This window comes from Streptomyces celluloflavus, assembly GCA_000720995.1.
In the GTDB taxonomy this organism is placed as follows: Bacteria; Actinomycetota; Actinomycetes; order Streptomycetales; family Streptomycetaceae; genus Streptomyces; species Streptomyces celluloflavus.
Genome location: JOEL01000010.1, coordinates 41,576 through 67,535, shown reverse-complemented (window position 1 = coordinate 67,535; position 25,960 = coordinate 41,576). Strand labels below are relative to the sequence as shown.

Genomic DNA, 25,960 nt, shown 5'->3' with positions numbered 1-25,960 from the left:
TTGCGGCCTGAGACCATCGAGAGCATGGGCAAGCACAGCCGACCCGGACCGCCGAATCAGCCATCGCGTGCGACCGCACCTGTGGACCCGTTGGATCCGCTCGCGCCCTACGAGAAGCGGCGCCGCCCGCCTCTGGACATCTACCGGCGCCACCGGCCGCTGCACGGCGGCGCCGGCCACCTTCGCCCCGAGGAGCCCAGGGCCCTGGAGGAGTGGGACGGCTTCACCTACACCCCCGCCGGGACGGCACCCGATCTCGCGGCGGCGGTGTCATGGGTGGCCCAAACCGAGCCGGAGCCCCGGCAGTGACCCGCTTGAGTTGTAGTGGTCGTCGCAAACGCCCCGGCTCAGCGGGAGGAATACTTCCGCCTCATGCTCGTTCGACTCCCGAGCCGAACCCGGCACATCACACCAGGCCACACGTCCCCACACCCTTCACCCGATCAGCCCAAGTGCCGTGCAGCACAAGGTACTTGACCGGGTCACCGCTGCTACATTTCCGTAACGAGGCAGCAGAGGGGCGGCATCATGGGCAGGCCATGGGAAGCGGACCCGGGGACGAACTTCAAGAGGCGGCTGGGGAAGTCGGCCCTGGAGCTGGGTACGACCAACTCCGGTCCTGAATGCCCGGACATCTGGGAGCTGGAGAATGGCGATATCGCCGTGATCGGACGGGACCTCACCGCCTCCCTCGGCACCCGCCTGCCGGACGGAGTCTCGATCGGCCTGGACGAACGCCTCGTGGTCATCCCCCGCAGCATGCTCATCGCGGCGAAGAAGGACATTCCCCGTGTTTGAGTGCTTCCGTGACGGCTCCGGCGAGGTTCTCAAGAGGCCGGACTACCTCGACGACTTCGGCCGGTTCTACGAGGGCGACATCCATCTCCTTGCCAAGATCGAGCGCGGCCAGACGTTCACGGAGCAGGGCTCGCCGAGCTGGGACGCGTTCGCCGCCGGAGACTGGGCGGGCGCGTTGCGGCTGATCGAGGCCGAGCGGGATTCCGTTGCCGCGTACTTCCGGGACACCGCTCGACGCGGCCTGGCGTTCCGGAGGCTCCGTATCGTCGAATTCCCCGTGAGTCCGTACCTCCAATGGGAGATGAACTCCTTCCGGCTCCGGTCGGAGCTGGGCGAGGAGATCCGGGTACTGGACGCCCGGGAGATCGCCGACGTGGAGCGCGACGGACCGCTGCCCGAGGTCGTCGTCCTCGGGAACTCGGTGATGTACGCCGTGATCTACGACGAGGAACTGAAGGGCGCGGGCGCGCGACGGTTCATCGATCCCGGGCAGATCGCGGCGACGGTCACCGATTTCGAGTCCCTGTACCGCAAGGGCGAGGAGTTCCCGGAGTTCTTCGAGCGGGAGATCGCCCCGCTCGGACCGCCCGCCGTCCGCTGATATGTCGACCGGTACGCAGCAGCGCGAGGAGCGTGCGCCATGGATCCGGAGCTGACCACGCTCGCGCAGAACGCGAGCCTGACCCTCGTCACACTGATGGCGACCGACGCCTGGGAGCACACCAGGGACGGGGTCGTCGCCCTCTGGCGCCGAGCCTGGCCCGAGCGGGCCGAAGCGGTGGCGGCCGAGCTGGACAGCACCCGGGAGGATCTGGCCGGAGACCCGGCCGCCGAGGAGGAACTGGCAGCCGAGTGGCAGGGCCGGATCAGGCGGTTGCTGGTCGGCCGGCCCGAGGCCGTGGTGGAGCTGCGGAGCCTGCTGGACGCACTCGCACCCGACGCGGCACCCGCCCCGGCCGTCTCACAGCACGCCACCGCCTCCGGCGACTCCCGGATCTACCAGGCCGGACGCGACCTGCACATCTCCGAGCCGTGATTGGGCCGACCGAGGGCCGGGCGGCGGACAACGGCCGGGTCTACCAGTCCGGTGGGGACCAGCACATCACCGAGCACCACCACCACGGTGATGCCCGGACCGCCGCGCCGGGGACGGCGCCGGACTCCGTACGGCGACCGGCCGTAGGGCGCACTCCGGTGGTCCTGCGCGACCGGGTGGAACTGCTCGGGCGGCTGCGTACCGCCCTCGAAGACGGCAGGACTCATCAGGTCTACGTGCTGCACGGCCTGGGCGGCTGCGGCAAGACCGCCGTCGCCTCCGAGATCTTCCGTTCCGCGACCGCCGAGGGCGGCCGGACCGGGCTGTGGGTCAACGCCTCCGATCTGACCTCACTACGCGCGGGAATGCTCGCCGTCGCCGCGGACCGCGGGGCGGGCGAAGGTGAGCTCACCGCCGCCCGCAGCGGGCTGCGGGCCGCCGCGGACCTGGTGTGGGACCGGCTGGACCGGTCCGACCAGCCCTGGCTGCTGGTGATCGACAACGCCGACGACCCGGCCGTCCTGCGCGACGGCAGCTGGCTGCGCACCAGCCCGCGCGGCACCACCCTGGTCACCACCCGGCAGGTTGCCGCGCATTGGTGGCCCGGTGCCGAGCTGCACCACGTGGGTGTGCTGCCGCGGGAGGACGCGGCGCGGGTGCTGTGCGATCTGGCTCCGGAGAGCGGGACGGTGGAGGAGGCGGCCGAGATCGCGGACCGGCTCGGGCGGCTGCCGCTGGCGCTCACCCTCGCGGGCGGCTACCTGGCACACCAGGTGATCGATCCGTGGAGCATGGCGGAGTACGGGCGGGCGCTCGACCGGGGTCCCGAGGTGGATGCCATCGAACTGCTGGACCAAGGGGCCGAGTACGGCAGCGGCCACGACTCGCGCCATCTCGCCAGCAGCACCTGGGAACTGTCCCTGGACGCACTGCGCACTCACGGGCTGCCCGAGGCCACGACCCTGATCCAGCTGCTCGCCTGCTGGTCCCACGATCCGCTGCCGCTCCACCTGCTGGCCGGTGCGGGCATCGGTGCGGTGCTGCCCCGCCCCCGGGTGGAGCTGGCGCTCCGCGGACTGCTCGACCACTCGCTCACCCGCCTCGTCCCCGGTCCGCCCCGCTGTGTGCGCACCCACGGGGTACTGCTCGACAGCATCGCCCGGGGCACCCCGGGAGAGCACCGTGACGCGCTTCTCGGCGCCGCCGCCGAACTGCTCGGCGCGGTGCTGCCCGACGTGACGCGGCCGTGGGCGCGCGAGGACCCGCCGCCGGCGCCGTTCGCGCCGCATACCCGGGCGTTGCTGCGCCGGGCGGTCCAGTGGACGGAAGCCGGTCCGGCGACCGTGACGCGCGTGCTGGACTGCGCGTTGCGGCTCGTGGTGGCCCTGCACCGGGCGGGCGACTACGCGTCCGCGCTGTCGGTGGCGCAGGACGCGGTCGCGCGCGGGACGCGGTTGCTGGACGCGAGCCACCCCGTGGTGATCGCGATCCGTCAACGGGTCGGGCGGGCCCTCTACCGGCTCGGACGGTACGAGGAAGCGGAGGCGGCCCATCGCCTCGCCCTCGCGGACTGCACCGCCGCGTTCGGCGCGGATGCCGTCGAAACACTGGAGAGCTGTGTGGGGTTGTCCCCGGTGCTGGTCTGGGGGCTCGGCCGGAAGGCCGAGGCGGTGTCGCTGTTGCGACGGGCCGTCGCGGGCCGAACCGCCGCGCTGGGCGCGGCCCATCCGTCGACGCTCATCGCGCGGACGTATCTGCTGGAGTTCACGGTCGGCCCGGAGCTGGACCCGGTCACCGGACCCGAGCTGCTGGCGGACTGCCGCCGCGTGGTCGGCCCCGGGCACCCGATCACCTTGGCCGCCGAACTGAACCACGGCTTCGCCTTGATCACCACCGGTCATCAGCGGCAGGCCCTGCCCCTCGTCCGTGGCGTGGTTGCGGCCTTGGAGCGCACCTACGGACCGGACCACCCCAAGACCCTCGCCGCCCGCTCCTTGCTGAGCCGAGTCCTCGCTGAGCTCGGTCTGCTCGAAGAAGCGGTGGTGCAGGCCGAGTTGGTGGCCGATGCGCGGGCGAGGGTGCTCGGGCCCGAACACCCGTGGACCGCCTGGTCGCTGGAGCGGCTCGCGGAGCGGCGGCGGGCGGCCGGACAGGACCTTGACGACAGGACCCCGTAACCACAAGGGCCGCCCCCTACCGCCACCACCCCCGCCCGCCCCGTAACGCCCCCTCAGGTCCCCTCAGGTCCCCTCAGGTCTCCGACCGATACATCAGGTCCTTCTCGTGCGTGACGAATCCGAGGCGCTCGTAGACCGTGACCGCCGGTGCGTTGTCCGCGTCGACGTAGAGCATCGCCGTCGGCAGGCCCTGTGCCGCCAGATGGCGCAGGCCGATCGTGGTCAGTGCCTTGCCGAGGCCGCCGCCCTGTGCGCCGGGGCGGACTCCGAGGACGTACACCTCGCCGAGGCCCTCCTCGGCGTGCGTCTTGGTCCAGTGGAAGCCGATCAGGCGTCCTTCGCGCTCCGCGAGGAAGAAGCCCTCGGGGTCGAACCAGGTCTCGGCCTTGCGGTCGTCCAGGTCGCGCTGGGTCAGTGCGCCCTGCTCCGGGTGGTGGGCGAACGACTCCGCGTTCACCTCCAGCCAGGCCGCGTCGTCGGCGCCCGGCCGGAAGGTCCGTACGGTCACCCCGGGCGGGAGCACCGGCTCCGGCAGTGTCAGGTCCGCCAGCCCGCGCCGCATCTGGCGCAGTTCCCGGAAGAGCGTCAGGCCGAGGGTCTGCGCGAGGTGCCGGGCGGCCGGGTGGCCGCCGTGCGCCCATACCCGCAGCCGGCGTCCGGACTGTGTCAGCAGCTCGGTGCCGAGCGCCCGGCCGTGGCCGCGGCCGCGGTGTCCGGGGTGGACGACCAGTTCGGCGGCCGGTGCCTCCACCGGGTCGGTGTCCTCCAGCTGCCCGTATCCGACGAGTTCCTCGCCGTCCTCCGCCGGGACGTACACCAGCAGATGGCGCACCCCCTGCCGCCCTCCGCCCCGCAGTTGCAGCCGCCCCTGTTCGGACACGGCGGGCTGTCCGTCGGTACGCGCGGCCCGCTCGATCAGCCGGAGGGCGGCCGCGGCCTCCTCCGGTGTGAGCTCGTCGGCCACCTGAATCCTGCGGCCGGTCCGGCCCGTCTCCTGTGCAGCGTCAGTCATGCCCGAAGCGTACGACCCTGCCGGGTCCGGTGACCGGTGCCGGGTCCGCGGCCTGGCCCGGCACCCCGGCGCACCGCCCCGGTGCTCACCGGCAACCCGTTCGTCACCCGGCAACCCTGTCGCGCTACGCGCGTTGACCATAGGCTGCCGACCGCTCGGACACACACCACGGCACCTTGCCGGGGTCCACGAAGGGGATCACATGTCTGCGACACCTCCACGGCGCCGCATCGCGCGCAGAGCGGCGGCCGGGGCCGCCGCGCTGGCCGCCGCGCTCGGCATCACCGCCACCGCCATGCCGGCCGGGGCCGACAGCCGCCACCCGGCGCCCGCCGGCCGGACGGTCGATGTGCAGCTGCTCTCCTTCAACGACTTCCACGGCAATCTCGAACCGCCACAGGGCTCCTCCGGCACGGTCGAGGAGATACAGCCGGACGGCACCAAGAAGACGGTCGAGGCGGGCGGCGTCGAGTACCTCGCCCAGTCGCTGCGTACCGCCCGCAAGGGCCACCCGTACTCGGTCACGGCCGCGGCCGGCGATCTGATCGGGGCCAGCCCGCTGCTCTCCGGACTCTTCCACGACGAGCCGACCGTCGAGGCGCTGAACAAGCTGAAGCTGGACGTCACCTCCGTCGGCAATCACGAATTCGACGAGGGCCGGGCGGAGCTGACGCGCATCCAGAAGGGCGGCTGCCACCCCGCGGAGGGCTGCTTCGAGAAGGGCAAGAAGTACCGGGGCGCCGACTTCCCGTACCTGACGGCCAATGTCACCGACGAGAAGACCGGCAAGCCGCTGCTCAAGCCGTACACGGTCTGGCAGCACAAGGGCGTCAAGATCGGCTTCATCGGGGTGACGCTGGAGGGCACCCCCGACATCGTCAACGCCAACGGCATCAAGGGCCTCAAGTTCCACAACGAGGTCGAGACCATCAACAAGTACGCCAAGATCCTCGACCGCCAGGGCGTGAAGGCGATCGTCGCACTGCTCCACGAGGGCGGTCTGCCGGCCTCCACCTCGTACAACTACAACTGCGACAGCCCCGGCCCCGGCGACGGCATCTCGGGCCCGATCGCGGAGATCGCCAAGAAGGTCACCCCGAAGGTCGACGCGCTGGTCACCGGCCACACCCACCAGGCGTACACCTGCACCATCCCGGACCCGTCCGGGATGCCGCGCACCGTCACCTCCGCCGCCTCGTTCGGCCGGCTCTACACGGACACCACGCTGACGTACGACCGGCGCACCGGCGACATCGTGCGCACCAGCGTCAAGGCGCCCGGCGCGGTCAACCACGTCGTGAACCGCACCCAGCCCAAGGCGGCGGACATGACGTCGCTGATCGCCCGCTGGAACAAGCTCGCCGCACCGGTCGCCGGCCGCCCCGTCGGCCACATCTCCGCGGACATCGCGGGCCGCGGCGCCAACGCCCCGGAGTCACCGCTCGGCGATGTCATAGCCGACGCCCAGTTGGAGGCCACCCAGCCGGCCGGCCAGGGCGGCGCACAGCTCGCCCTGATGAACCCCGGCGGTATCCGCGCCGACCTCGCCTACCAGGCGTCCGGCGGTGAGGGCGACGGGGTCGTCACCTACGCCGAGGCGTTCACCGTCCAGCCGTTCACCAACATGATGAACGTCATCGACCTCACCGGCGCCCAACTCCTGGCCGGTCTCCAGCAGCAGGTCAGCGGCCCGAACACGGCCTCCCCGAAGATCCTCCAGATCTCCCGCGGCCTCACCTACACCCTGGACATGACCAAGACCGGCGCCGACCGCGTCGTCAAGGACTCGGTGCAGCTGAACGGCGCCCCGATCGACCCGGCCAAGACCTACCGCGTCGCCATGAACGAGTTCCTGGCCGGCGGCGGGGACGGCTTCCCCGCCTTCAAGGACGCCGCCAACAAGTACGTCGGCCCCTCCGACCTCGACGCCTTCACCACCTACCTGACCGCCCACTCCTCGGCGCAGTCCCCGCTGACCCCGCCCAAGGCGGACCGCATCACGGTCGTGAAGTAGGAGGAGAAGCGACTGCCGTGGGACGGAGGCGGGGCGGCTCTTGTGGGATATCGGGAGCGCACTGTCACCCTTTGCCCTTAACATCGGTGGCATGTGCCCACCTATGACCTCTGGTCCGGCTTTGGGCTGGTCTGTCGCCAGCGCCAACTGCGCGATCAGGGACTTCATGGCCGAACGCGCGGGCCGCCCCCTCTCACCGGACGAGCAAGCCGAGTACGAGGCACTGCTCGCGGCCTGGGTCACCGCCGTCCAGCGGCAGCCGGCGAACGCGACCGACTGAGTCCCGACGAGTCCCGACGAAGCGCCCCGCCACCTGCCGGAGCAGGCGGCGGGGCGCAGTGCTGCGGAGCGGGAACGGCGGCCGCGTTCTCCTGACCGGGCACCCCCCGGACGCTCCGTTCCCGTGCCCGTACCCGTTCCCGTGCCGGTCAGGAGAAATCGGCGGCGTGCTCCCGCGCCCACTGGGCGAACGTCCGGGCCGGATGGCCGGTGACCTTCTCGACGGCGTCCGAGACCGGGAAGAGGGGCGCGCCGACCGACCGGCCGAAGAGGCGGACGAGTTCCAGCGCGGCCTCCTTGGGGAAGCCCGGCCGCGCCATCGCCTCCGCGGCCGCCTCCTCGGAGATCCGCTCGACCCGCGTCGGGCGCCCGATCGCCTGCCCGATCTCGGCGACCTGCTCGGCCATCGTCTTCTGCTCCGGGCCCGTGACGACATAGGCCCGGCTCAGGTGGGCGCCGGTGCGGTCCAGCAGGGCGACGGCGGCGACGTCCGCGAGGTCGCCCTCGTGCACGGGCACACCGCCCGCGTCCGGGTGCGCCTCGCGGACCACGCCGGACTCGCGGATCGAGGGGGCCCAGGCGAGGGTGTTGGTGGCGTAGTTGGCGCCGCGTACGAAGGTCCACTCCAGGCCGGAGTCGCGTACGGCGCGCTCCACGCCGGCGTGCATCCGGGCGATGTGGTTCTCCTCGTCGGCCGGGGTGTCGGTCACCGAGCTCGACGAGTTCAGGACGATCCGGCGGATCCCGGCCCGCACCGCGGCGCCGGTCACCGCCGCCGCGGCCTGGCCGCCACCGGCCGCGAGGTTGAGGAAGAGGGCGTCGGCACCGGCCAGCAGCGGTTCGAGCGACGCCTCGTCGGTCAGATCCGCGCGCAGCGTCTCGACTCCGTCCGGCAGGCCGGCGCGCGCCGGATCACGGGTCAGCGCGCGGACCGCCGCACCCTCCGCGAGGAGTCGGCCGACAAGGCTCCGGCCGATATTGCCGGTTGCTCCGGTTACCACGATGGTGGGGGCGATCTTCACAGCAGAAGCCTTCTTCCGGCGGGTGGTGGACGAGCGGTGGATCAAGGACGAGCGGTGGACGGTGGGTCCGGCGCCGGACGGAACCGAAGCGCGACGGACGGAACCGAGCGGCACCTGACGGTACGAGCGGTGCCGGACAGCAGAGGCCCCGTCAAGCAATGGCAGCTGATGCCAGGTGTGTCAGGTGATACGAGCGAAGTCGGACGGTACGAAGGGAGTCTGGTTCAACGCCGGGTCGGTGGTGCTCATTCCACGGTGTGACACGTTTCTTTCCACCGCCTGACACGTTGTCGCCGGGCCGGCCGGACAACCTTCGCGTACCTCACTTACCACTGGTAAGACTTGCGTTCGAGGGACCGGCCCATGGTGGGATGTGCGGATGCGAACCCCCACACGCATACCTTCATCATGCTCACCTTCCGCCTCAACCCCCACGGCACACCACTCCCCCCACTCCGCAGGCTCCCCCCACTCCCCCGCCCCGCCCCCTCCGGACGGCGCACACCGCGGCACCGAAGCGCACCAGGACCCCCAGGCCACCTCCCGCGAAATACCCAACCCCTACGCGGAGTTGGCCGCCCTCGCGGACCCCGAGCCGGTCCCCGACCCCGAGCCCGTCCCCGCTCCCGCTCCCGCCCCCTTCCGCCGTACGTACCTCAACGAACGGGACGACAGCGACGATCCCCTGGGCCTGGGGCTGCGCTCGGACGATGACGGTGCCGACGAGGAGGCATGGCAGGCGCCGGACCACCGCCGGGCGAAGCGCGGCATCAGCCGCTTCGCCGCCGTACCGCTCACCGCCAAGCTGCTGGTCGCCGTCCTGGTGTGCGCGGCGCTCCTCACCGTCACCGACCGGTTCGCCGTCCTGTACGCGCAGAACAAGGCCGAGGAGAAAATCAAGGAAGCGCTGCATCTGACGGCCCGGCCGGAAGTCGACATCAAGGGATTCCCCTTCCTCACCCAGGTCCTCGGCAAGCGCCTGGACCAGGTGCGCGTGATCGTCCCCCATGTGGCGGCCGACCGGGTCACCCTGGCGAAGGCCGAGGTGACGGCGGACGATGTGCGGATCGACGGCGAGCTGCCGACCGCCGTCAAGGGCGCCACGATCGGCACCATGCGCGGCAGCGTGCTGCTCGCCTTCGACGATATGAACCGCGAACTCGGCGCCTCTCAGGTCAAGTTCAGCGCACTGGGCACCGACCGGATCCGCGCCGTCGGCCAACTGCCGCTCGCCGGGCACACCTTGCGCGTACGGGCCGAGGCGCGCATTCAGCGGTCGGGGGACCGGGGAATCGCCACCGAGATCAGCCGGATGCGCCTGGACATCGGCGATGTCGCCGTCTACCGTCCCGGCACCGGCGAGGAGGAGGGCCTGCGGCTCACCCGCAAGGCCGCCGACCGGGTCGCCCACGAGGCGGCCAAGATCAAGGCAATGCTGAGCATCCCGGCCATCGCGGACCGGATCGGCATCCCGGAGCAGTACGTCCAGGCGGCGCTGCACAGCGAGGAGAAGCTGCACGAGCTGACCGGATCGCCGTGCTTCATCGCCGAGTTGATGAAGGTCAACCTGGTCGATGTGGTGGTCGACCACCCGTGGCTGCTGGCGAAGGTCGGCATCGACCCGAAGGTGCTGGGCGCGCTGACCGAGCTGACCAAGCCCCAGATCGCCGACCAGCTGTCGTTCTCCTTCCAGCTGCCGAAGACGCCCGGTGACGTCCGGCTGCGCGGTATCCACGTCGAACGGGACGGTATCCGCGCCGAACTGTCGGGCTCACAGCTGCCGTTCGGGGAGAACTCTCCTTAAGTCAGCTGATTGACTTGCCCGAGCGGGCCGCGTTCACTGAGGACAGCCAGGAGAGGGGAGACAGTGGTGAGCCAGGAAGACGGCGGACGTACGCCGACCTATCCGCTGCCGGTCGAGGGGGCGTTGGAACCTCCCGCGGAATGGGCGGAGTTGCGGGACAGGTGTCCGGTGGCACCGGTGGTACTGCCCAGCGGTGACGGCGCGTCGCTGCTCACCCGCTACGACGATGTCAAGCAGGTCCTGTCCGATCCCCGGTGCACCCGCCGGCTGGACGCGGACGACGCCGCCCGGATCTCCGCCAACGAGACCGGCGGGGTGTTCAACGACTCGATGGCCGCGTCCCTCAACGGCGCCGGTCAGCAGCGCTGGCGGCGGATGCTGACCAAGTGGTTCACGGTCAAGCGGATGACCGCGCTGCGGCCGGGGATGGAGGCGATGGCCGAGCGGCTGGTCGACGACATGGTCGAGCGCGGCGGGCCGGCCGATCTGAAGGCGAGCGTCGGCTTCCCGCTGCCGGTCTGGGTGATCTGCGATCTGCTCGGCGTCCCCGACACCGACCGGGACAGGTTCGCCCGCTGGTCGGACATGCTGCTGAACCTCACCCGGTACGGGCAGGGCGAGATAGAGACGGCCCAGGCGGAGTTCCACGCGTACCTGGCCGCGCATCTCGACATGAAGCGCGCCGAACCGGGTGAGGATCTGCTCAGCTCGCTGCTCACCGCGACCGATGCCGACGGCGGGCGCCTCACGGACACCGAACTGATCGCCACCGGCCAGGCACTGCTGATCGCGGGGCACGAGACGACCGCGAACATGATCGGCAAGATGGTGGCGCTGCTGCTGGCCGACCGCCGGCGGTGGGAGCGGCTGGTCGCCGACCGCTCGCTGGTGCGTACGGCGGTGGAGGAGGTCCTGCGGTTCGACGCCAACCCCGGGTTCGGTATGCCCCGTTACGTGACCGAGGACATCGAGGTGGCCGGCACCGTACTGCCCCGCGGCACCACGGTGGTGTGCAGCATGGCCGCCGCCAACCGCGACGAGGGCGCCTTCGAGGGCGCCGGCGGTATGCGCCTGGACCGCAGCCCCAACCCGCATCTGTCCTTCGGCACCGGACCGCACTCCTGCCTCGGCCAGTCCCTCGCCCGCACGGAGCTCCAGACCGTGCTGGACGTGCTGCTGCGCCGTCTGCCCACTCTGGAACTCGCCGTCCCCGTACCGGAGTTGCGCCGCATCGAAGGGCTGCTCGTCGGCGGCCTCCGTGAAGTCCCGGTCAGGTGGTGACGGTGGAGGGGAAGGCCGCCCAGTCCGTCCGAACGGTCCGCACCGTCCGCTCCGCCCGGTCCCCCCGCTCCGAAGGGACCCGGGAGACGATCCTCGCGGTGGCGGAGCGGATGTTCGCCGAGCACGGTGTGTTCGCCGTGTCGAACCGCCAGATCAGCGAGGCCGCCGGACAGGGCAACAACGCCGCTGTCGGCTACCACTTCGGCACCAAGACCGATCTGCTGCGGGCCGTCGTCCGCAGGCACGCCGGGCGGATCGACACCCTGCGCGAGCGGATGCTGGCCGAGACCGGGGACTCGCACCGGGTACGGGACTGGGTGGCCTGCCTGGTGCGCCCCGGCATCCAGCACCTGGCCGAGCTGGGCAGCCCCACCTGGTACGCGCGGTTCGGCGCCCAGCTGATGGCCGATCCGGTGCTCCGCGAGCTGATGATCGACGAGGCGTTCGGGCCGTCGGTGCAGCGCGCCCTCGAAGGGCTCAACAACTGCCTGCCCGGTCTGCCGCCGCCGGTACGGCTCGAACGCGGCGACATGGCGCGCCTCACGCTGGTCCATACGCTCGCCGAACGCGAACGCGCGCTCGCCGACGGCACCCACCCCGCACGGCCCGGCTGGGACGCATGCGCGACCGGCCTCATCGACGCGCTCACCGGCCTCTGGCTCGCCCCCGCGACCCCCGGACCGTGACCGTGGACGCCCGCGCCGCCCCGGGCACCGTCCGGGGCGGCGCAGGCGTCACCGGGCTTCAGAGGGGCCGGCGACACGGGCGGCTGCTCAGACCGTGAACCAGCGCTCGACGGCCGCTCGCAGGACGGCCAGCTCGGCTGGGTCCGGGCGGGGTGAGCCGCAGGCCGAGGCCAGGCACCGCTACGCCTTCTCCCCCGCGCCGTTCCCCGGCAGATCCGGTGGTGGGGTCGGGGCACCTGGCAGGGTCAGTACCGCCTCGGTGCCGCCGCCCGGTGCGGACCGCAGCCGTACGCCGCCGCCCGCCTGCTTCGCCGTACGGGCCACGATCGACAGGCCCAGACCGCTGCCGGGGAGGCTGCGCGCGGACGGGGAGCGCCAGAACCGCTCGAAGACGTGCGGCAGTTCGTCCTCCGGGATGCCGGGGCCGTGGTCGCGGACCGTCAGCTCACCGGCCGCCAGCCGGACCAGGACGGTGCCGCCCGCCGGGCTGAACTTCACGGCGTTGTCCAGCAGATTGACCACCGCGCGCTCCAGTGCGGCCGGTTCGGCCCGTACGTACCAGGGGTCGAGGGTCGCGGTGACGGTCAGCGCCGGGCCGCGCAGCCGGGCCCGCTCCAGGGCCGCGCCCACGATGTCGTGCAGCGCCACGACCCGTACCGCCGCCCCGCTGCCGGGCCCCGCCTCCGGTGTCCTGGACAGCTCCTGGAGGTCGCCGATCAGCGCCGCCAGCTCGCCCATCTGCGCCTTCACCGAGGTCAGCAGCGCCTCCTTGTCGGCGGCCGGGATCGGCCGGCCGGACCGTTCGCTGCGCACCAGCAGATCGATGTTGGTCCGCAGCGACGTCAGCGGCGTCCGCAGCTCGTGCCCGGCGTCCGCGATCAGCTGCTGCTGGAGGTCGCGGGAGGCGGCCAGCGCCGCGGTCATGGCGTTGAAGGAGCGGGAGAGCCGGACGATCTCGTCCTCGCCCTCCGTGGGGATGCGGATGGTCAGGTCCTCGGTACGGGCGACGTGCTCGACGGCGGCGGTCAGCCGGTCGACGGGCCGCAGGCCCGCGCGGGCGACCCCCAGCCCGGCGGTCGCGGCGCCCAGCACCCCCACCCCGGCGACGATCAGCAGTACCAGGGCGAGCTGATCGAGCGGCTCGGTGACCTGGCCCATGGGCGCGGCGACGGAGATCGCCAGCCGGCCGCCCGCCGCGTCGGTGACCGCACCGTGGTAGGGCACGGTCGACACCCGCATCTCGGTCCCGTCGTCGGCCCGGGTGGTGTGCACCGAATCGGCCAGCCGCCCGGCGGCGACCGCCACGTCCGAACGCTGCGGGGGGATCCGCGACTTCTCCGGCGCGGTGCACGACCCGCCGGTCGCCGACACCAGCTGGACCGTGTACGGGGTGGGCTGGAAACGCACGTTGGGGGCGGCGCCGGTGCACTTGGCGGTGAGCGCCTGGACGTACCCGGAGTCCACCTCGACCGTGCTCAGCGTCGTGTCGAGCTGTTCGGTGAGCCGGTCGCGGGTGATCAGCCAGCAGGCGGCGGCCGAGAGGGCCACCGCGACGGCGACCGCCAGCGCGGTGAGCATCGCCAGCCGCGAGCGCAGCGGCATCCGGCGGTAGCGGCGGCGGGCCCGCGCGGTCAGTCCCTCGCCGGACGGGTGCCCCTGGGGCGGTGCCGTGGCGCTCATTCCGCGCCGCCGTCGGCCCGCAGGACGTAGCCGACCCCCCGCACGGTGTGCACCAGGCGCGGTTCGCCGCCCGCCTCCGTCTTGCGGCGCAGGTACATCACGTACACATCGAGGGAGTTGGAGGTGGGTTCGAAGTCGAAGCCCCAGACGGCCTTCAGGATCTGCTCACGGGTGAGGACCTGGCGGGGGTGGGCGAGGAACATCTCCAGCAGGGTGAACTCGGTACGGGTCAGTTCGACCTGCCGTCCGCCCCGGGTGACCTCGCGGGTCGACAGGTCCATCCGTAGATCGGCGAAGGCCAGCGACTCGCCCTCCTCGGGCTGCGCACCGGCCGCCGCCGCGTACGAGCTGCGGCGCAGCAGTGCGCGGATACGGGCCAGCAGCTCGTCCAGCTCGAAGGGTTTGACGAGGTAGTCGTCGGCGCCGGCGTCCAGTCCGGTGACCCGGTCGCCGACGGTGTCGCGCGCGGTCAGCATCAGGATCGGTACGGTCACCCCGCCCGACCGCAGCCGCCGGGCGGCGGTCAGCCCGTCCATCCGGGGCATCAGGACGTCCAGCACGATCAGCTCCGGGCGGTAGGCGGCGACCTTCTCGACCGCGTCCAGCCCGTCGACGGCCTGCTCGGTCCCGTAGCCCTCGAACGCCAGCGAACGCTGCAGCGCCTCACGGACCGCGGGCTCGTCGTCGACGATCAGGATGCGGGCGGGCTGATCACCGTGCTCGGCGGGGCTCATGTGCGTGACTACCTCGGGGTGGGATGACGGAACGGCTGACGCAATCGTCCTTCAGCCTCGCACGGCGCCGGACCCGGCGGACATCGCACGGCGGGTGCCGCGGCGGGTGCGCGGCGCGGCGGCGACCTCGGCGGGGCGGCGGCCCGCGACCGCCCCGCCCGCCGCCGGGGCCGGCCGGGCGGCGGTCGCGCCCCCTAGGGCCAGGTCCAGGTCCGCGGGGCCGGTGCGAGCGGTGTCGTGCCGTACCGGGGTCAGGGCCACGCTGCGCCGTTCGCCGCCCGCGCACCGGCCGATGGCGGCGGCGAGCGCCCGGCGGGCGCGGTGGACCGGAACGGTGATCTTGTGAGCCATACCGGCCTCCCAGGGTTTACGGGTCACGGGTGGTGCGCGGGGTACGGGCGCCGCGGTGCCGCGGCGGTCCGGTACGGCCGCGGTCCGGGCGCGCGGCGCGGACCCCGGGGGCGGGGCCGCGCCACGGGCGCCGGACCGGACCGGTCAGACCCCGGTGCCGCTGCCGCTGCCGTTCCCGCCGCCGCGCAGCGAGTTGAGGTCGGCCTTGACGGTGTTGATCGGGATGGCGAAGCCGAGGCCGACGCTGCCGGCCGTGCTGCTCGACGCCGAACTCGGCGAGTACATCGCGGAGTTGATGCCGATGATCTGGCCCTGCATATTGATCAGCGCGCCGCCGGAGTTGCCGGGGTTGAGCGAGGCGTCGGTCTGGATGGCCTTGTAGGTGGTCTTGGACGAGCCGGTGTCGCCGTTGTACTGGTTGCCGCCGAACTCGAACGGCCAGCCGCCGCCCCCGCCCTGGCCCGGCCCCTGGCCCTGACCCTGGCCCTGCTCGCCCTGGTCGCCGCTCTTGGGGACGGTGACGTCCCGGTTGAGCGCGGAGACGATACCGCTGGTGACGGAGCCGGTCAGGCCCTCGGGCGAGCCGATCGCCACGACCTGGTCGCCGACCGCGATCTTGTTGGAGTCGCCGAGCGAGGCGGCGGTCAGGCCCTTGGCGTTCTGGACCTTGATCAGCGCCAGGTCCTTGCCCGGGTCGGTGCCGACGACCTTCGCGGTCTTCTTGCTGCCGTCGCTGAAGCTGACGGACACCGTGCTCGCGCCGGCCACCACGTGGTTGTTGGTGATGATCTCGCCGTCGCTGCTGATGACCACGCCGGAGCCGGTGGACTGGCCGCCGTTCGCCTGCGCCTGGATCTCCACTATGGCCGGGCTGACCGCCTTGGCCACGCCCGCGACGCCGCCGCCGGTGGTCTGCCCTGCGTTGACGAGCGGGGTGGAGACGGAGTTCTGCGGCGCCCGGGTGGCGTCCGCGATCAGCGCGGCGCTGCCGCCGCCGATGAGCCCGGAGGCCAGCGCCACCGCCGCGATCAGCGCCACCGGCCGCCGCACCCGGCGCCGCGGCTCACGCGGTTCGGGAATCTGCGGGTCCGCCGCGGCGAACCCGGCGTACGCGCCGTCGCCGCCCTGGCCACCGCCACCGGGCGCGGCCGGCGCACCGTACGCACCATGAGCTCCGTGCGCACCATGAGCTCCGTGCGCGTCGTGCGCCGCGCCCGCCGCGCCGCCATTGCCGGGCCACACCGTGACCCCGTCACCGGCCGCGACCGGGTGGGCCGGCGGCGCGTACGAAGGCGGCGGCGGGAACGCCGGGTCGCCGCTCGGAGCGCCCTGGCGGGCGTCGTGGCCGTAACCGTACGGCCTGTCCTGGGGCATCTCGTCGCCGCGTCCGCGGTAGCTCTCGGTCATGCCTATGACTCTGCGGGGTCCCCATGAGAACCGTCTGAGAGCCCCCTGAGAGACCCGACAGAAGTCGGTATGCCCGGTATAAGGACCGGGGGTTGGGCGGTGTGGAGAGCGGTGGCGGAGCGGTGTGGAGAGCGGTGGCGAGGCCGTGCGAAGACCGGTGGCAGAGCTGTGTGGAGAGCGGTGGTAGGACCGTACGAAGTGCGGTGACGGAGCCGTGTGAAGACCGGTGGCGGGACCGTGCGAAGTCCGTTGGGGAGCGTCGTCCGTACGCGTCCGCGCGCCCCGGCACCGGCCGGTGTCCGGAGCGGCTCCGATTCGGCGGCGGTCGCCCCCGTCAGCCCGTGCAGCCGCAGGACTGCCGGACGACCAGTCGCGACGGGAACTGCCGCAGCCGTTCGCGGCGCGAGCCGACGACCCGCAGTCCGTCGTCCAGCACCAGATCGACCGCCGCCCGCGCCATCGCCTGGCGGTCCGAGGCGACCGTCGTCAGCGGCGGGTCGGTCAGCGCCGCTTCCTTCACATCGTCGAAGCCCGCCACGGCCAGCTCGCCCGGTACGTCGATGCGCAGCTCGCGGGCGGCCCGCAGCACCCCGATCGCCTGGTCGTCGGTCGCGCACATGATGGCCGGCGGCCGGTCGGGACCGGCCAGCAGCTTCAGCGCCACCTGGTAGGCGTCGTAGCGGTTGTAGGGCGCCTGGAAGTACCGCCCGGTCAGCGGCTTCCCGGACTCCTGCATGGCCCGCCGCCAGCCCTCCAGGTGGTCGGTGACCGGGTCGCCGGACTTCGGGGTCTCCTCCGTACCGCCGAGGAAGGCGACGTAGGGGTGGCCGTGCTCCAGCAGATGCCGGGTCGCCAGCTGCGCGCCCCAGACGTCGTCCGTCATGACGGCGACATCGTCGATCGCGTCCGGCCTGCGGTGCAGCAGCACCACCCGGGCGTCCCACGCGTCGATCTCGGCGGCGGCGTGCTCGCTCGGCCCCTGGCTGATCAGGATCAGCCCGGAGACCCGCATCCCGAGGAACGCGCGCAGGTAGTGGACCTCGCGCTCGTCCAGATAGTCGGCGTTGCCGACCAGCACCATCTTGCCGCGCTCGGAGGCGGCCTGTTCGACGGCGTGCGCCATCTCCGCGAAGAACGGCTGCCGGGTGTCCGGGACGATCAGCCCTATGAGGTCGGTACGCCGGGACGCCATCGCCTGCGCCACCCGGTCCGGCCGGTAGCCCAGCTCGTTGATGGCGGCCAGCACCCGCTCGCGCGTGGCCGGGGCGACCGGCCTGGGTCCGTTGTTGATGACGTAACTGACCACCGCGGTGGACGTACCCGCAAGTCTTGCCACATCATCCCGCGTCACCTTGGCCACGCGCGGCAGTCTACGCGGGTGGCACTACCGCTGGGCAGGCCGTACGGAAGGGGATTCGGCGGCCGCGCCGGTGCCGGACCTCGCCGCCTTCGCGGCGTTCTCCTGCGCCTTCGCCTCCGCCGCCCGCTCCACCTTCTCGGGCGTCACGAAGCGGTAGCCGACGTTGCGGACCGTGCCGATCAGCGACTCGTGCTCGGGGCCGAGCTTCGCGCGCAGCCGCCGGACGTGCACATCGACCGTCCGCGTCCCGCCGAAGTAGTCGTAGCCCCACACCTCCTGGAGGAGCTGGGCACGGGTGAAGACCCGGCCGGGGTGCTGCGCCAGGTACTTCAGCAGCTCGAACTCCTTGAAGGTCAGGTCCAGGACCCGGCCCTTGAGCTTCGCGCTGTAGGTCGCTTCGTCCACGCTGAGATCGCCGGTGCGGATCTCCATCGGGGAGTCGTCGGTGGTGATCTGCTGGCGGCCCATCACCAGCCGCAGCCGCGCCTCGACCTCGGCGGGGCCCGCCGTGTCCAGCAGGACGTCGTCGATGCCCCAGTCCGCGGTGACGGCGGCGAGCCCGCCCTCCGTCACGATCAGGATCAGCGGACAGCCCGGTCCGGTGGAGTGCAGCAGCTGACAGAGCGACCGCACCTGAGGAAGGTCGCGACGGCCGTCGATCAGTATGACGTCGGCCCCCGGGGTGTCGATGAGGGCCGGGCCCTCGGCCGGGGCCACCCGCACGCTGTGCAGCAGCAGGCCGAGCGCGGGGAGCACCTCCGTCGACGGCTGGAGTGCGTTGGTCAGCAGCAGCAGCGAACTCACCTGCGACCACCTGCCCGGTCCCCCGGGTGCTGCGTCCTGTCCGGCTCGTCGGCCGGTTCGTCGTCCTGCTCGCTTCGCTCGCCCATGACGTCTGGTTCCTCCTCGGTCCCTGCGACGGGGGCACCTCCCGGCCGGAGCCGGGGGAGTCTGCGGCACTGCTTCGTACGGTTCTCCCGGCCGCACGGGGGCACGGTCGAAAGCACAAAAGGATCCGGGGGCCACGCTGCCCGGATCCTTCACGCCCAGCAGAATAGCTCACATGAGTTGCACACCGGCGGCCGATTTTGCACGTTCTTGTGTTCCGTCGATCACTTCGAGTGGTCATCGTGTCGCCCTGTTGACGGATGACGGTGTCCGGATCGAGGCCGCCTACACCCCCCGTACGGGCCCGCCGACGGACCCTGCCGCCGCCTCCGCCGCCGCGGCCGGCGCGGACCCCGGCGATCTCGTCATGGTCCTCGCGCACGGTTTCACCGGCGCCCTGGACCGCCCCGCGCTCCGGCGCGCCGCCGCCGTCTTCGCGCAGCGTGCGGCCGTGGTGACGTTCTCCTTCCGCGGCCACGGCGGCTCCGGCGGCCGTTCCACCGTCGGCGACCGCGAGGTCCGCGATCTCGCCGCCGCGGTCCGCTGGGCCCGCTCCCTGGGCCACCGCCGGGTCGCCACCGTCGGCTTCTCCATGGGCGGTTCGGTCGTCCTGCGGCATGCGGCGCTTTACGGCCAGGGGAAGCACGAGGGGCGCACGGGTGCGCACGCCGACACGGTGGTCTCGGTCAGCTCCCCCGCCCGCTGGTACTACCGCGGCACCGCGCCCATGCGGCGCCTCCACTGGGCCGTCACCCGCCCCGCCGGCCGCCTGGTCGCCCGCCTCGGCCTGCACACCCGGGTCCACCCCGAGGACTGGGACCCGGTCCCGCTCTCCCCCACGGACGCCGTCCCCCTGATCGCCCCGGCCCCGCTGCTGATCGTCCACGGCGACCAGGACCCGTACTTCCCCCTCGACCATCCCCGGATGCTCGCCGCGGCCGCCGACCCCTCGTCCACGGACCTCTGGATCGAGGCGGGCTTCGGCCACGCCGAGAACGCCGCGGACGAGCACCTGCTCGCCCGGATCGCCCACTGGGCCGCGGCTGCCCGGACCCCCTGAACCGGGCCGCCGTGGACCGGACTACGCGGCGGGCTTCCCGACCAGATCGATCAGGCTGGTGAAGCTCTGCTCGCCGTATCCCGCGGCCACCCCGCGGTGGAAGAGGGCGGCGAGGGCGGCGGGCACCTCGGTGTCCACACCGGCGTCCCGCAGCGTGTGCACCACGTGGTCGGCGCTCGCCGCCTCCATGGCGAGCCGGTCCGCGCCGCCGCCGTGCCGCCCCTCGTCCAGCTGCGCGCCCATCACCCCGATGAAGTACGCCAGGTCGGCCGCCTTCAGGGCGTCCGGCTCGAACTCCTTGGCCGTGACGCCGTGCGCGCCGAGCAGCGCCGCGGCGTGCAGATAGCCGGTCATCCCCGTCCAGAAGATGGTCATCAGCGCCTGGTAGTAGACCTGGGCGAGGCCGGGGTCGGTGCCGCGGTAGTCGGCCGAGGTGAGCACCTCCAGCGTCGCCCGGTGGGTTTCGAAGACGTCCCGCGGGCCGCTGTAGAAGGTCGCGGAACCGGGCTGCCCGATGAGCGGCGGCGGGACCTGTACGCCGCCGGTGAGGTACCGGGCGCCGTGCCCGTTCGCCCAGGCGGCGCCCGCGCGGGCCCGCTCCGGGGTGTCCGAGGTCAGGTTGACCAGGGTCCGGCCGGACAGCGCGTCGGCGGCCGGGGCGAGGACGGCGTGGCACGCGTCGTAGTCGGTCATGCTCAGCACCACCAGCTCGTGGGCGGCGAGCGCCTCGGCGACCGTCCGGGCCCGTACCGCTCCCCTGGCCACCAGCTCGTCCCCCTTGCTCGCGGTGCGGTTCCACACCGTCACCGGGTGCCCGGCCGCCAGGAACGCCCCCGCCATGGCCTGCCCCATCGGCCCGAGCCCGATGACCGTCACGGCCTGCTTGCCGCTCCCGTCCTGACGCATGCCGTTCCCGTCGCCGCTGTTGCTGCTCATTGAGACACCTTTCGGAAAACACCTGGATGGATCGGAAGACACCTGGACCTCGGAGAGCGCGGGGAGGCCCCGGAGCTCTCTAAAACGAACGTTCTATCTAGTCCACGGGGAACGTAGCACAGCTCTGGAACGAACGCTCTACTCGGCTAGGGTGGGGGCATGCAGACGCCCCAGGACGGCACCGGGCACCCCGCGCCCGCCGACGCCACCGCCGCACTCGGCACCCGTGACCGCATCCTCGCCACCACCGCCCGGCTGCTCCAGCACCAGGGCTACGAGGGCACCGGCATCAAGCAGATCGCCCGCGAGGCCAAGGCCACCCTCGGCTCCGTGTACCACTTCTTCCCCGGCGGGAAGCAGGAGCTGGCGATGGAGGCGCTCCAGCACGGCGACCGGGAGTTCGCCGAGCTGCTGCGCACCGTCCTGGCCACCGTCGAGGACCCGGCCGACGCCGTGCTCGCCGCCGTCGACGCGTTCGCCGACGCCCTGCGCGCCTCCGGCTGGACCGACGGCTGCCCGGTCACCACCACCGCCCTGGAGACCACCGGGACCAGCCCGGAGATCCAAGAGGTCTGCGCCGCGGCGTTCCGGAGCTGGCAGGACGCGGTCCACGACAAGCTGCGCACCGCCGGTATCCCCGAGCCGGACGCCCGCGAACTGGCCGTCACGGTCATCAACACCCTGGGCGGCGCCGAGATCACCGCCCAGGTCTTCCGCGACGACGCGCCCCTGCGGATCGCCGGCCGCCATCTGGCCCGCCTGATCCGGACCTACCGCTGACCGCCGGCCGGCAGCGGCCGGCCCGCGGGACGGACGTACGGCCGTACGACGAAGGTCCGGTGGGGAGCTCCCCACCGGACCTTCGGTATCCGGACCCTGATCCGACGGCGGCCGCCGTCAGCCGTCAGCCCGTTTCCGCGACCGCCTCCGCGAACTGGGCCGCGTACAGGCGCGCATACGCCCCGTCCGCCGCCAGCAGCGACTCGTGCGTGCCCTGTTCGACGATCGCGCCGGACTCCATCACCAGGATGAGGTCCGCATCGCGGATCGTGGACAGGCGGTGGGCGATGACGAAGCTCGTCCGGCCGGTGCGCAGCCGGGCCATCGCGTGCTGGATCAGGACCTCGGTGCGGGTGTCGACCGAGCTGGTGGCCTCGTCCAGGACGAGGATCGCGGGCTCGGCGAGGAAGGCGCGGGCGATGGTGATCAGCTGCTTCTCGCCGACCGAGACATTGCCGCCCTCGTCGTCGATGACGCTGTCGTAACCGTCGGGGAGGGTGCGCACGAAGCGGTCGACGTGGGTGGCCTTGGCGGCCTCGACGACCTTCTCCAGCGAGGTGCCCTCGGGGGCGCCGTAGGCGATGTTCTCGGCGATGGTGCCGCCGAAGAGCCAGGTGTCCTGGAGGACCATGCCGATGTGCGAGCGGAGTTCCTCGCGGGACATCTCGGCGATGTCGACGCCGTCGAGGGTGATCCGGCCGCCGCGCACCTCGTAGAACCGCATCAGGAGGTTGACCAGCGTGGTCTTGCCGGCGCCGGTCGGGCCGACGATCGCGACCGTCTGGCCGGGGCGCACGCTCAGCGACAGACCGTCGATGAGCGGCTTCGCCTCCTCGTAGCGGAAGGAGACCCGCTCGAACTCGACGCGGCCGGTGAGGTGTTCGGGGCGGGCGGGCCGCTCGGCGTCCGGCTCCTGCTCCTCGGCGTCGAGGAGTTCGAAGACCCGCTCGGCGGAGGCGACACCGGACTGGACGAGGTTGGCCATCGAGGCGACCTGGGTGAGCGGCTGGCTGAACTGCCGGGAGTACTGGATGAACGCCTGGACATCGCCGATGGACAGGGCGCCGGAGGCCACCCGCAGCCCGCCGACGACCGCGACCAGGACGTAGTTCAGGTTGCCGATGAACATCATCGCGGGCTGGATGATCCCGGAGATGAACTGCGCCTTGAACCCCGCGGCGTACAGGGCCTCGTTCTGCTCGCGGAACAGCTCGGCGGACTCCTTCTGGCGGCCGAAGACCTTCACCAGGGAGTGGCCGGTGTACATCTCCTCGATGTGCGCGTTGAGCTTGCCGGTCGTCTTCCACTGCTGGACGAACTGGGGCTGGGCCCGCTTGCCGATCTTGGCGGCGACGACGATCGAGACCGGGACGGTCAGCAGGGCGACCAGCGCCAGCAGCGGCGAGATCCAGAACATCATCACCAGGACGCCGACGATGGTCAGCAGCGAGGCCACTATCTGGCTGAGGGTCTGCTGCAGCGTCTGCTGGATGTTGTCGATGTCGTTGGTCGCCCGGGAGAGCACCTCACCGCGCTGCTGCTTGTCGAAGTAGCTCAGCGGCAGCCGGGCCAGCTTCTCCTCGACCTGCTCGCGCATCCGCAAGACGGTGCGCTGGACGACGGTGGTGGCGATCCTGGCCTGGACGAAGCCGAACGCCGAGGCGCCGATGTAGATCAGCAGGACCCACATCAGGACGGTGCCGACGGCGCCGAAGTCGATGCCCTGGCCGGGGACGACCGGCATCGCGCCGAGCATGTCGGCGAGCCCGCCCTGGCCGTGCGCCCGCAGCTGCTCCATGGCCTGCGCCTTGCTGATCCCGGCGGGCAGCTGGCGGCCGATGATGCCGGACATGATCAGGTCGGTGGCGTGCCCGAGGACCTTGGGCCCCAGGACGGTCAGCGCCACGCTCACCACACCCAGCGCCAGCGCGACCGAGATGATGCCGCGCTCGGGCCCCATCTGGCCCAGCAGCCGCTTGCCCGACCCCTTGAAGTCCATCGACTTCTCGACCGGGCCGCCCATCATCCGGCCCACCGGTCCCTGCGCCGGGGCCGGGCCCCGCCGCGGCGCCGCCTGGGCGGGCGCCTCGGAGCCGGCCGGGTCGGCCGCCTTCTTGTCCGCGGTGGTCACGCCGCCTCCTGCTCGGTGAGCTGGGAGAGCACGATCTCCCGGTAGGTCTCGTTCTCCGCCATCAGCTCGGCGTGCGTGCCGGTGCCGACGACCCGGCCCTCGTCCAGGACGACGATCCGGTCCGCGCCGCGGATGGTGGAGACCCGCTGCGCGACGATCACGACCGTCGCCCCGCCGGTCTCGCGGGAGAGCGCGCCGCGCAGCGCCGCGTCCGTCGCGTAGTCCAGCGCGGAGAACGAGTCGTCGAAGAGGTAGATCTCCGGCCGGCGCACCAGCGCCCGCGCGATGGCCAGCCGCTGCCGCTGCCCGCCGGAGACATTGCCGCCGCCCTGCGCGATGGGGGCCTCCAGACCGCCCTCCATCCGCTCGACGAAGTCGCGCGCCTGCGCGGTCTCCAGGGCGTGCCACAGCTCCTCGTCGCTCGCGTCGGGGTTGCCGTAGCGCAGGTTCGTCGCGACGGTTCCGGAGAAGAGGTAGGGCTTCTGCGGGACCAGGCCGATGGTGGTGGCCAGCGTCTCCTGGTCGAGGGTGCGGACGTCCTCGCCGTCCACCAGGACCGTGCCGCCGGTCGCGTCGAAGAGCCGCGGTACGAGCCCGAGGAGCGTCGACTTGCCGCTGCCGGTCGAGCCGATGACGGCGGTGGTCTCGCCGGGGCGGGCGAGCAGCGAGATGTCCCGCAGGACCGGCTGCTCGGCGCCCGGGAAGCGGAACTCCACGCCGCGCAGCTCCAGTTCGCCGTGGCGCCGCAGCTCGGTGACGGGGTGCTCGGGCGGGATGACGCTGGACTCGGTGGCCAGCACCTCCTGGATGCGCTCGGCGCAGACCTCGGCGCGCGGCAGCATCATCACCATGAACGTCGCCATCATGATCGACATGAAGATGTACATGAGATAGCTGAGGAAGGCGGTCAGCGCGCCGATCTGCATCGCGCCGCTGTCGATGCGCTGCCCGCCGAACCAGACGACGGCCACGCTGGAGAGGTTCACGATCAGCATGACCAGCGGGAACATCATCGACATCAGCCGGCCGGCGCGCACCGACACGTCGTACAGATCGGTGTTGGCCGCGCCGAACCGCTCGCGCTCGTGCTGGTCCCGGACGAAGGCGCGGATGACGCGGATACCGGTGATCTGCTCGCGCAGCACGCGGTTGACGGTGTCGATGCGCTCCTGCACCCCGCGGAACAGCGGGCGCATCCGGCGCACGATCAGCGAGACGAGCATCCCGAGGATGGGGACGATCACCAGGAGAAGTCCGGAGAGCGGCACATCCTGGTTGAGCGCCATGACGACGCCGCCGACGCACATGATCGGCGCCGCGACCATCATCGTGAACGTCATCAGCACCAGCATCTGGACCTGCTGGACGTCATTGGTGGTGCGGGTGATCAGCGAGGGCGCGCCGAAGGTGCCCACCTCCCGGGCGGAGAAGGACTGCACCCGGTCGAAGACGGCGGCGCGGATGTCGCGGCCCAGCGCCATGGCGGTCCGGGCGCCGAAGAAGACGGCGCCGATGGCGCAGACGATCTGCAGCAGGGTGACGGCGATCATGACGCCACCCAGGCGGAAGATGTAGCCCGTATCACCCTTGACGACGCCGCCGTCGATGATGTCCGCGTTCAGCGTGGGCAGATAGAGAGTCGCCAGCGTCTGTATCAGCTGGAGCAGCACGATCAGGGATATCGAACGCCTGTGGGGCCGCAGATGCGCCCGCGCTAGTTGGACCAACACCCGTCGAGCCTATGCGAACGCTTGCCCACGGCAACCGAGTAACGCCATCCCCCCAGGAGGGCCCCGCAGACTTTGCCAGAACTTGCCCGGAACGGGTCCGGCCGCCGCGTACGCCATCATGGAGGCGGCAACGACGGGACGTCCCCGCCAACGGACGCCCGCACCGGACCTCCCACGACCGACACGATGAAGAGGCCGCCGTGACAACAACTGGCACCGTGCGCTACTGGGCCGCGGCCAAGGCCGCCGCCGGCACGGCAGAGGAACCGTACGCGGCGGTGACGCTCGCCGAGGCGCTGGACGCGGCGCGCGCCGCGCATACCGGGAACCCCGAGTTCGCCCGCGTCCTGCTGCGCTGCTCCTTCCTGGTGGACGGCGCTCCGGTCGGTACCCGCGACCATGCGGCGGTGCCGCTGTCCCAGGACGGCACCGTCGAGGTCCTGCCGCCCTTCGCGGGAGGGTGAGCAGACGACCATGAGCGACCACCAGCCGCACCCGCCGCAGCACCCCGGCCCCGCCCCGCACCCGCACGAACCACACGAGCCCTACCCGGCCCCCGCCCCGTACGCGCCCCCGCAGGAGCCGTACGCGCAGCCGAACCCGTACGCCCAGCCGGGCGCCTACGCACCACAGGACCCGTACGCGGCACCCGCCCCGCACGACCCGCGGGCGGCGGCGCACGACCCCCAGGCCGCTCCGTACGGCGGTTCCTACGGGTCCCCTGGTTCTCACGGGCCCCACGCGTCCTACGGATCCCACGATTCCTACGGACAGCAGCAGACCGGTTCCTACGG

At 72.1% G+C, this 25,960-nt stretch carries 24 protein-coding genes; 13 read left to right on the top strand and 11 right to left on the bottom strand.

The genetic code is table 11. The features are described from left to right. Positions 1-81: 81 nt before the first annotated feature. The 5 genes from IH09_RS11280 to IH09_RS11260 all read left to right on the top strand — a co-directional run bounded on the left by IH09_RS11280 (position 82) and on the right by IH09_RS11260 (position 4,011). Entirely contained in the window at positions 82-309 is a 228-nt protein-coding gene (locus tag IH09_RS11280) for a DUF6087 family protein (protein ID WP_318279429.1), read from the top strand. Between the two features lie 219 nt (positions 310-528). Then, a complete protein-coding gene (locus IH09_RS11275; RefSeq protein ID WP_052856015.1) occupies positions 529-798 on the top strand; it encodes a hypothetical protein in 270 nt (89 codons plus the stop codon). After that, positions 791-1,399 (top strand): DUF6879 family protein, encoded by a 609-nt coding sequence (locus IH09_RS11270; RefSeq protein WP_052856014.1) that lies wholly within the window; start codon positions 791-793, stop codon positions 1,397-1,399. Before IH09_RS11275 ends, IH09_RS11270 begins: the two co-directional genes overlap by 8 nt. A 39-nt stretch (positions 1,400-1,438) precedes the next feature. Then, positions 1,439-1,834: a hypothetical protein gene (locus IH09_RS11265; protein WP_052856013.1), complete on the top strand. Its 396-nt coding sequence runs from the start codon at positions 1,439-1,441 to the stop codon at positions 1,832-1,834. Further along, complete coding sequence (locus IH09_RS11260) at positions 1,831-4,011, top strand: tetratricopeptide repeat protein (RefSeq protein WP_052856012.1); 2,181 nt, start codon at positions 1,831-1,833, stop codon at positions 4,009-4,011. Before IH09_RS11265 ends, IH09_RS11260 begins: the two co-directional genes overlap by 4 nt. Positions 4,012-4,084: 73 nt before the next feature. Here the strand turns inward: IH09_RS11260 and mshD are convergent, their stop codons facing one another. Further along, the gene (gene mshD, locus IH09_RS11255) at positions 4,085-5,023 is read right to left on the bottom strand and encodes a mycothiol synthase (RefSeq protein ID WP_052856011.1); all 939 of its coding nucleotides are present in this window, start codon (positions 5,021-5,023) and stop codon (positions 4,085-4,087) included. Between the two features lie 202 nt (positions 5,024-5,225). On the opposite strand from mshD, the gene IH09_RS11250 reads away from it, so the two are divergent. Further along, the gene (locus tag IH09_RS11250) at positions 5,226-7,037 is read left to right on the top strand and encodes a bifunctional metallophosphatase/5'-nucleotidase (RefSeq protein WP_052856010.1); all 1,812 of its coding nucleotides are present in this window, start codon (positions 5,226-5,228) and stop codon (positions 7,035-7,037) included. A 121-nt stretch (positions 7,038-7,158) separates the two neighbouring features. After that, positions 7,159-7,317 (top strand): hypothetical protein, encoded by a 159-nt coding sequence (locus tag IH09_RS38955; RefSeq protein ID WP_165484774.1) that lies wholly within the window; start codon positions 7,159-7,161, stop codon positions 7,315-7,317. Between the two features lie 148 nt (positions 7,318-7,465). Here IH09_RS38955 and IH09_RS11245 read toward each other — a convergent pair whose 3' ends face one another. Continuing rightward, positions 7,466-8,338, bottom strand: coding sequence for an SDR family oxidoreductase (locus IH09_RS11245; RefSeq protein WP_244934159.1), 873 nt, complete (start codon positions 8,336-8,338; stop codon positions 7,466-7,468). A gap of 571 nt (positions 8,339-8,909) precedes the next feature. On the opposite strand from IH09_RS11245, the gene IH09_RS11240 reads away from it, so the two are divergent. The 3 genes from IH09_RS11240 to IH09_RS11230 all read left to right on the top strand — a co-directional run bounded on the left by IH09_RS11240 (position 8,910) and on the right by IH09_RS11230 (position 12,109). Beyond that, a complete protein-coding gene (locus IH09_RS11240) occupies positions 8,910-10,142 on the top strand; it encodes an LmeA family phospholipid-binding protein (protein ID WP_240151100.1) in 1,233 nt (410 codons plus the stop codon). Between the two features lie 66 nt (positions 10,143-10,208). After that, complete coding sequence (locus tag IH09_RS11235; protein WP_052856119.1) at positions 10,209-11,423, top strand: cytochrome P450; 1,215 nt, start codon at positions 10,209-10,211, stop codon at positions 11,421-11,423. A gap of 2 nt (positions 11,424-11,425) precedes the next feature. Continuing rightward, on the top strand, positions 11,426-12,109 hold the full coding sequence (locus IH09_RS11230; protein ID WP_052856008.1) for a TetR/AcrR family transcriptional regulator: 684 nt from the start codon (positions 11,426-11,428) through the stop codon (positions 12,107-12,109). A gap of 180 nt (positions 12,110-12,289) precedes the next feature. Here the strand turns inward: IH09_RS11230 and IH09_RS11225 are convergent, their stop codons facing one another. The 6 genes from IH09_RS11225 to IH09_RS11200 all read right to left on the bottom strand — a co-directional run bounded on the left by IH09_RS11225 (position 12,290) and on the right by IH09_RS11200 (position 18,445). Further along, complete coding sequence (locus IH09_RS11225; protein ID WP_052856007.1) at positions 12,290-13,789, bottom strand: sensor histidine kinase; 1,500 nt, start codon at positions 13,787-13,789, stop codon at positions 12,290-12,292. After that, on the bottom strand, positions 13,786-14,523 hold the full coding sequence (locus IH09_RS11220) for a response regulator transcription factor (RefSeq protein ID WP_052856006.1): 738 nt from the start codon (positions 14,521-14,523) through the stop codon (positions 13,786-13,788). Before IH09_RS11220 ends, IH09_RS11225 begins: the two co-directional genes overlap by 4 nt. A gap of 51 nt (positions 14,524-14,574) precedes the next feature. Further along, complete coding sequence (locus IH09_RS11215; RefSeq protein ID WP_052856005.1) at positions 14,575-14,874, bottom strand: hypothetical protein; 300 nt, start codon at positions 14,872-14,874, stop codon at positions 14,575-14,577. 144 nt (positions 14,875-15,018) lie between these two features. Next, positions 15,019-16,281 carry a S1C family serine protease gene (locus IH09_RS11210; protein ID WP_052856004.1) on the bottom strand — a complete coding sequence of 421 codons (1,263 nt, stop codon included), beginning with the start codon at positions 16,279-16,281 and terminating at the stop codon, positions 15,019-15,021. 334 nt (positions 16,282-16,615) lie between these two features. Continuing rightward, positions 16,616-17,641 (bottom strand): LacI family DNA-binding transcriptional regulator, encoded by a 1,026-nt coding sequence (locus IH09_RS11205; protein ID WP_052856003.1) that lies wholly within the window; start codon positions 17,639-17,641, stop codon positions 16,616-16,618. 24 nt (positions 17,642-17,665) lie between these two features. Beyond that, entirely contained in the window at positions 17,666-18,445 is a 780-nt protein-coding gene (locus tag IH09_RS11200) for a response regulator transcription factor (protein ID WP_052856002.1), read from the bottom strand. Positions 18,446-18,704: 259 nt separating this feature from the next. Here IH09_RS11200 and IH09_RS11195 point away from each other — a divergent pair, with 259 nt between their 5' ends. Further along, a complete protein-coding gene (locus IH09_RS11195) occupies positions 18,705-19,589 on the top strand; it encodes an alpha/beta fold hydrolase (protein ID WP_094793929.1) in 885 nt (294 codons plus the stop codon). A 21-nt stretch (positions 19,590-19,610) separates the two neighbouring features. On the opposite strand, the gene IH09_RS11190 is transcribed toward IH09_RS11195, so the two are convergent. After that, positions 19,611-20,525 carry an NAD(P)-dependent oxidoreductase gene (locus IH09_RS11190; RefSeq protein WP_052856001.1) on the bottom strand — a complete coding sequence of 305 codons (915 nt, stop codon included), beginning with the start codon at positions 20,523-20,525 and terminating at the stop codon, positions 19,611-19,613. A 159-nt stretch (positions 20,526-20,684) separates the two neighbouring features. On the opposite strand from IH09_RS11190, the gene IH09_RS11185 reads away from it, so the two are divergent. Continuing rightward, positions 20,685-21,305, top strand: coding sequence for a TetR/AcrR family transcriptional regulator (locus IH09_RS11185; protein WP_052856000.1), 621 nt, complete (start codon positions 20,685-20,687; stop codon positions 21,303-21,305). A gap of 124 nt (positions 21,306-21,429) precedes the next feature. Here IH09_RS11185 and IH09_RS11180 read toward each other — a convergent pair whose 3' ends face one another. Together IH09_RS11180 and IH09_RS11175 are read right to left on the bottom strand one after the other, a co-directional pair. Beyond that, positions 21,430-23,331, bottom strand: a complete 1,902-nt coding sequence (locus IH09_RS11180) for an ABC transporter ATP-binding protein (RefSeq protein WP_094794416.1) — start codon at positions 23,329-23,331, stop codon at positions 21,430-21,432. A 101-nt stretch (positions 23,332-23,432) separates the two neighbouring features. Beyond that, positions 23,433-25,166: an ABC transporter transmembrane domain-containing protein gene (locus IH09_RS11175; protein WP_052855998.1), complete on the bottom strand. Its 1,734-nt coding sequence runs from the start codon at positions 25,164-25,166 to the stop codon at positions 23,433-23,435. A 218-nt stretch (positions 25,167-25,384) separates the two neighbouring features. On the opposite strand from IH09_RS11175, the gene IH09_RS11170 reads away from it, so the two are divergent. Further along, a complete protein-coding gene (locus IH09_RS11170; RefSeq protein ID WP_052855997.1) occupies positions 25,385-25,630 on the top strand; it encodes a MoaD/ThiS family protein in 246 nt (81 codons plus the stop codon). Positions 25,631-25,960: the final 330 nt, after the last annotated feature.

Excerpts from the sequence above, each read along its gene's own strand:
- IH09_RS11275 (WP_052856015.1), top strand. The coding sequence starts at position 529 with ATGGGCAGGCCATGGGAAGCGGACCCGGGGACGAACTTCAAGAGGCGG.
- IH09_RS11265 (WP_052856013.1), top strand. The coding sequence starts at position 1,439 with ATGGATCCGGAGCTGACCACGCTCGCGCAGAACGCGAGCCTGACCCTC.
- mshD (WP_052856011.1), bottom strand. The coding sequence starts at position 5,023 with ATGACTGACGCTGCACAGGAGACGGGCCGGACCGGCCGCAGGATTCAG.
- IH09_RS11250 (WP_052856010.1), top strand. The coding sequence starts at position 5,226 with ATGTCTGCGACACCTCCACGGCGCCGCATCGCGCGCAGAGCGGCGGCC.
- IH09_RS11225 (WP_052856007.1), bottom strand. The coding sequence starts at position 13,789 with ATGAGCGCCACGGCACCGCCCCAGGGGCACCCGTCCGGCGAGGGACTG.
- IH09_RS11220 (WP_052856006.1), bottom strand. The coding sequence starts at position 14,523 with ATGAGCCCCGCCGAGCACGGTGATCAGCCCGCCCGCATCCTGATCGTC.
- IH09_RS11215 (WP_052856005.1), bottom strand. The coding sequence starts at position 14,874 with ATGGCTCACAAGATCACCGTTCCGGTCCACCGCGCCCGCCGGGCGCTC.
- IH09_RS11210 (WP_052856004.1), bottom strand. The coding sequence starts at position 16,281 with ATGACCGAGAGCTACCGCGGACGCGGCGACGAGATGCCCCAGGACAGG.
- IH09_RS11195 (WP_094793929.1), top strand. The coding sequence starts at position 18,705 with ATGAGTTGCACACCGGCGGCCGATTTTGCACGTTCTTGTGTTCCGTCG.
- IH09_RS11190 (WP_052856001.1), bottom strand. The coding sequence starts at position 20,525 with ATGAGCAGCAACAGCGGCGACGGGAACGGCATGCGTCAGGACGGGAGC.
- IH09_RS11185 (WP_052856000.1), top strand. The coding sequence starts at position 20,685 with ATGCAGACGCCCCAGGACGGCACCGGGCACCCCGCGCCCGCCGACGCC.
- IH09_RS11180 (WP_094794416.1), bottom strand. The coding sequence starts at position 23,331 with ATGATGGGCGGCCCGGTCGAGAAGTCGATGGACTTCAAGGGGTCGGGC.